Annotated in this window: 3 protein-coding genes; 2 read left to right on the forward strand and 1 reads right to left on the reverse strand. The window is 70.2% G+C overall.

The annotated features are described in order from the left end of the window. Positions 1-2798, reverse strand: a 2798-nt coding sequence (locus tag Q0S71_RS13210) for a two-component regulator propeller domain-containing protein (RefSeq protein WP_295996179.1), incomplete at its 3' end; no start/stop codon positions are given. A gap of 445 nt (positions 2799-3243) precedes the next feature. Here Q0S71_RS13210 and Q0S71_RS13215 point away from each other — a divergent pair. Both Q0S71_RS13215 and Q0S71_RS13220 read left to right on the forward strand, forming a co-directional pair. Further along, positions 3244-5112, forward strand: a complete 1869-nt coding sequence (locus Q0S71_RS13215) for a DEAD/DEAH box helicase (protein WP_295996182.1) — start codon at positions 3244-3246, stop codon at positions 5110-5112. Between the two features lie 149 nt (positions 5113-5261). Beyond that, positions 5262-5663, forward strand: a complete 402-nt coding sequence (locus Q0S71_RS13220; RefSeq protein WP_295996185.1) for a GtrA family protein — start codon at positions 5262-5264, stop codon at positions 5661-5663. Positions 5664-5734 lie beyond the last annotated feature (71 nt).

The raw sequence follows: 5734 nt of genomic DNA on the forward strand, positions 1-5734 counted from the left end.
TGGCCGTAATGGTCGTTGTAAGCCTTGAAGAAATCGACGTCGCACAGCAGCAGCGCCAGCGACTGGCCGCTGCGGCTGGCGCGGCGCCATTCGGCCGCCAGCGCCAGGTCGAAGGCGCGCCGGTTGCTCAGTCCGGTCAGCGCGTCGGTGCTGCTGAGCGCCTCCAGCTTGGCGTTCGACGCTTCGAGCTCGGCGGTGCGCAGCGCGACCAGCTGTTCCAGCGTGTCCTGGCGCCGGGTCAGGGCGGCGATGCGCCAGCGGTGGGCGCCGGCCAGCGCGCCGGCCAGCGCCACGGCGGCCAGCGCGCGGAACCACCAGCGCTGCCAGAACGGCGGCGTGATCGTCACGGCCAGCGTGGCCGGTTGCGCGCTCCAGACGCCGCGCGGGTTGGCGGCCTTGACCCGGAACAGGTAGTGGCCGGGGTCGAGGTTGGTGTAACTGGCGCTGCGGCGGTTGGCGTCGGTCTCGACCCAGTCGCGGTCGAAGCCCTGCAACTGGTAGGCGTAGCGGTTCTGGCCCGGCTCGGCGTATTGCAGAGCGGCGAATTCGAGCGCGAAGACGGCGCCGCCCCAGTCCAGCGTCAGCGCGCGCGGCGCCGTCACCGGGCCGTCCAGGCGCACGCCGGGGCGCGGCGCGGCGGCCCGCAGCGTGCGGTTGTAGACGCTGACGTCGGTGATCGCCACCTGCGGCGCCGGCGCCACGCTGCGCACGGCGGCGGGCGCGACGGCCGTCATGCCGTGGGCGCCGCCGAAGTAGAGCAGGCCGTCGTCCGGCCAGGCGGCGCCGGCCATGCCGCCCAGCGCGGCGCCCAGGCGCAGGCCTTCGGTCAGGCCGTCGGCGGCGCCGTAGCGGTGGACGGCGCCGCGCGCCGGGTCCAGTTGCAGCAGGCCGGCGTCGGTGCTGCACCAGACGCCGCCGCCGGCGTCGCTGGCGATGGCGAGGATTTTCGGCGTGCCCAGCGCGGCGTAGGCGCGAAAGCGCAGGCTGCCGTCCGGCTGCGGCAGCGCCAGGTTCAAGCCCTTGGCCGTGCCCACCCACAGCCGGCCGCGCGTGTCTTCGTGCAGGGCGCTGACGCTGTCGTCGGCCAGGCTGGCGGGGTCGCCGTCGCGGTGGCGGTGGTGGCGGAAGCGGCCGCTGGCGGGGTCCAGCTGGTCCAGGCCGCCGCCGTTGAATTCGGAGCCGGCCCACACAACGCCGTGGCGGTCTTGCAGCACGGTCGAGCTGCCGTCGGCGCTGCGGCTGGTCGCCACGGCGGCGTCGTGCAGGTAGCGCCGGCTGGCGCCGCTGCGGCTGTCGTAGCGTATCAGGCTGTTGCCGGTGGCCAGCCACAGCGCGCCGTCGCCGGCCGGCGCGATGGCGTTGATGAAGTCGCTGGCGGCGGCGCCGAAGTGGATGTGGCGGAAGCGGCCGCCGTCGAGCCGGTCCAGGCCGTTCGACGTGCCTATCCACAGCGGACCGTCGGGTTGCTGGTACAGGCTGTAGACGATGTCGTGGGCCAGGCCGCCATCCCTCCCGCCGCCGGCGCGGTAGCTGCGGACGATGGCGTCGGCGGCCGGGTCGTACAGGCTCAGGCCGAGGTCGCTGCCCAGCCACAGCCGGCCGGCCGGCGCGCGGCTCAGGCTGAGCACGGTGTTCGACACGGGCCGGCCGTCGCGGCTGTGGAACGGCAGCAGGCGGCGGAAGCCCTGCGTGTTCAGGTTCGCCAGGCTGATGCCGTCCGTGTACGACACCACCCACAACATGCCGCCGCGGTCGCGCAGCACGGCGCGCAGGGCGTCGCCGGGCAGGCTGTAGGGATCGTCGGCCTGGTGCAGGTATTGCTCGAAACGTTGGCCGTCCCAGCGCAGCAGGCCGGCCGACAGCGTGGACACCCACAGCACGCCGTCGGCGTCGCTGAGAAAGCCGGTGACGCGGCTGGCCGGCGTGTCGGCCTGGCGCCGGCTGGCCCAGTCGCTGCCGTCCTGCCAGCTCAGCACGCCCGCCTCCGTGCCTATCCACAGCCGCTGGCGCGGGTCGAACTGCAAGGCGCGCACGATGCTGGCGCCGGCGTCGCGGCCGGCGCCCTCGGCGACGGGGTAGTGGCGGAAGCGCCGCGCGCCCGGCGCCAGGTAGTCGAGGCCGCCGGGCCAGGTGGCGATCCACAGGCCGCCACGGGCGTCGCGGGCCAGCGCGTTGAGGTCGTTGCTGGCCAGGCTGTCGGCGTCGTCGGCGTCGTGCGCGTACAGCGCGAAGGCGCCGCTGTCGGGATCGTAGTGTTGCAGGCCGCCCCAGCTGGCCAGCCACAAGCCATGGCCGCCGTCCGAGACGATGGTTTTGATGTTGCGGTAGTTGTTCGGCCCGCTGGCCGGGGCCACCACGGTGAAATCGTCGCTGTCGGGATTGAAGCGCGCCAGGCCGTTTTGCGTGCCGGCCCAGATGCGGCCCTGGCCATCTTCAAACAGGGCCGAGACGCGGTCGTGCGGCAGGCTGTGCGGCTGCCCCGGCAGGTTGCGGTACTGGGTGGACTGGTAGCCGTTGTAGCGGTACAGGCCGCTGGCCTGGGTGCCGATCCAGATGTAGCCCTGGCGGTCTTGCAGCAGCGCCAGCATGGACGGCTCGTCCTTGCCCAGCGGTCCCAGCTTCTTGAAGCGCAGCGACGGCGCGGCGGCGGCCGTCACGCCGGACAGCAAGGCCAACAGTGTCAGCAGCGTGGCGGCGGCGCTGGCCGGCCGGCGCAGCCGCGACCACAGCCGCGACCACAGCCGAGATAATGGCCGCGACCACAGCCGCACTCCCGGAGGCGGGGCGGCGTGGCGCATTCGCGGGCGTATCGGCAGCGCTGGCATGGCGGGCATCCGGTGGCGGTCGGGGTGCTGGTGCTGCTTTATTATACCTTCCAAGGATGCAATTATCTGTCCGCCACGACCACAGTTGTTTCCATGCCGATATTGCTTGAAAGAAATGACTTTGCGTGAAAAAATGCGGCTGTCGTGCGCAGTTGCCACAATTTAGGGTATAGTTTACGGCGCTGATATTGTATCCACGTCTGCGCGCGCTCTGATCGTCACCGTGGTAACCGCCGTGTGGCGCTTGCCCTGCCTGTCGCTTGCCTTCCTTAGTGCCCGCCTAGTGCCCGCTTAGTGCCCGTACTCCCCTCGGAGGCGGCGCCGACCGCGCCATGACAGGCCTCCCGGTCGCCGCGCGCGGAAAATGTTGTTAATTGAAGAAAGCATGGCTGCCCGCTGGACGGAGGCCGACTAAATTATGTCCGAAATCGAGATCCAAACCACGCCCGGCGACGTCGCCGTGTTCGCCGCTGCGGTAGACGCCGTTCCTGTTGTCGAGGCCGTGGCGCCCGTGGTGGCGCCAGCCGCGCCCGTCGTAGAATTCGCCGCAGAGTCGGCCCCCGCACAGTCGGCCCCCGCAGAGTCGGCGCCCGCACAGTCGGCCCCCGCACAGTCGGCTCCTGCTGAGTCGGCCGCGCCCGTCGCCGCCGTGGTCGAACCGGTCATCGCCGCCGTTGCCGCGCCGGTCGCCGTCGCACCCGCCGTCGTGCCCGAAACCGCCGCCCAGGTGCGCTTCGCCGATTTCGGCCTGTCGCCGCTGATCCTGCGCGCGCTGACCGAGCAGGGCTATGTCCACCCGACCCCGATCCAGGCCCAGGCCATCCCCGTGCTGCTGCAAGGCCGCGACGTCATGGGCGCGGCCCAGACCGGCACCGGCAAGACCGCCGGCTTCGCGCTGCCCATCATCCAGTTGCTGCTGGCCCACGCCAGCAGTTCGATGTCGCCGGCGCGCCACCCGGTGCGCGCGCTGATCCTGACGCCGACCCGCGAACTGGCCGTGCAGGTGGCCGAGAACGTCAAGGCCTACGCCCAGCACACGCCGCTGCGCTCGACCGTCGTGTTCGGCGGCATGGACATGAAGGGCCAGACCGTGATCCTGAAGGCCGGCGTCGAAATCGTCATCGCCACGCCGGGCCGGCTGCTCGACCACATCGAACAAAAGAACATCAGCCTGAGCCAGGTGCAGATGCTGGTCATGGACGAGGCCGACCGCATGCTCGACATGGGCTTCCTGCCGGACTTGCAGCGCATCATCAACCTGCTGCCCAAGCAGCGCCAGAACCTGATGTTCTCGGCCACGTTCTCGCCGGAAATCAAAAAACTGGCCAACACCTTCCTCAACAACCCGCTGACGATCGAAGTGGCGCGCAGCAATGCGACGGCCGAGCGCGTCACCCAGGTGGTCTACAAGGTCGAGGAAAACCAGAAGCACGCCCTGGTTGCCCACATCCTGCGCCAGCGCGACCTGAAGCAGGTGATCGTGTTCTCCAACACCAAGATCGGCGCCTCGCGCCTGGCGCGCGGCCTGGAGCAGGAGGGCATGAACGCCACCGCCATCCACGGCGACAAGACGCAGCAGGAACGCATGGCCGCGCTGGAGTCGTTCAAGAAGGGCGAGATCGACGTGCTGGTCGCCACCGACGTCGCCGCGCGCGGCCTCGACATCACCGACCTGCCGTGCGTCATCAACTACGACCTGCCGTACAACGCCGAAGACTATGTGCACCGCATCGGCCGCACCGGCCGCGCCGGCGCCTCGGGCGACGCCATCTCCATCTATTCGGACAAGGATGAGCGCCTGCTGGCCGACATCGAAAAGCTCATCAAGCAGACCATCACGCGCGGCGACCTGGCCGGCTTCACGCCGGGCAGCAGCCGTGGCGACGAGCGCGGCGAGCGCCGTCCGCCGCGCCGCAGCGAAGCGGAATCGTTCAGCCCGGCCAGCGCGCCGCGCGAAAGCCGCGAACCGCGCGACAGCAGCCGCAGCGCCACCGAGTCGCGCGACAGCAGCCGCAGTTCCAGCGAATCGCGCGACAGCAGCCGCAGTGCCAGCGAGTCGCGCGACAGTCGCAGCAGCGCCGCGCCGCGCATGAGCGAGCGCGGTCCGCGTTCGTCGTCCGGGCCGCTGCCGCGCCGCGAAAAAGCCGATCCATGGTTCCTCAAGCCCTACGAGCCGGCCAAGGCGCCGACGCCGGTCCAAGCCGCCACGCTGGGCGGCGCCGGCGCAAGCAAGCCCAAGCAGAAGATCGCCTTCCTGCTGGGCGGCGCGCCCAAGCAATCTGCCTGACGATATCTCAGGCCGCACGCCGCCGGCGCCACGAAAAACCGCCCATCGTCTGGCGGTTTTTTTTCGTCCCCGCTTTTGCCGGCGGCCCGGCGCCGCCCGCCATGCTGTATTATTTGATTTGATAATATTTCCCAAATAAACAAGTTTCCATGAAATTGGCGCGCACCTATTTGCTGCTGGCGGCCATCGCCACCCTGTTCAACATCGCGCTACAAGACTTGTGCGTGCGCGTCTACGCCGGACCGTACAGCCTGCTGCTGGCGGCCTGCTGCGGCACCGGCGCCGGCCTGGTGCTGAAATACCTGCTCGACAAGCGCTACATCTTCCAATTCCGAGCCGACAGCCTGGGCCATGACGGCCGGGTCTTCCTGCTGTACACGGCGGCCGGGCTGGCCACCACGGCCATCTTCTGGGCCTGCGAGTTCGGCTTCGACCACCTGTTCGGCAACCGCGCCGGACGCTACGCGGGCGCCGTGCTGGGCCTGGGCATAGGCTATCTGTGCAAGTACCAGCTCGACCGCCGCTTCGTGTTCCGCGCGGCGGCGGCCTGATGCGGATCGAAGGCTGGGGCCGTTATCCGACCGTGGAAGCGCGCGTGCTGGCGCCGGCCACGCGCGGCGCC

The sequence above is a fragment of the Rugamonas sp. genome, from assembly GCF_025354735.1.
In the GTDB taxonomy this organism is placed as follows: domain Bacteria; phylum Pseudomonadota; class Gammaproteobacteria; order Burkholderiales; family Burkholderiaceae_D; genus Rugamonas.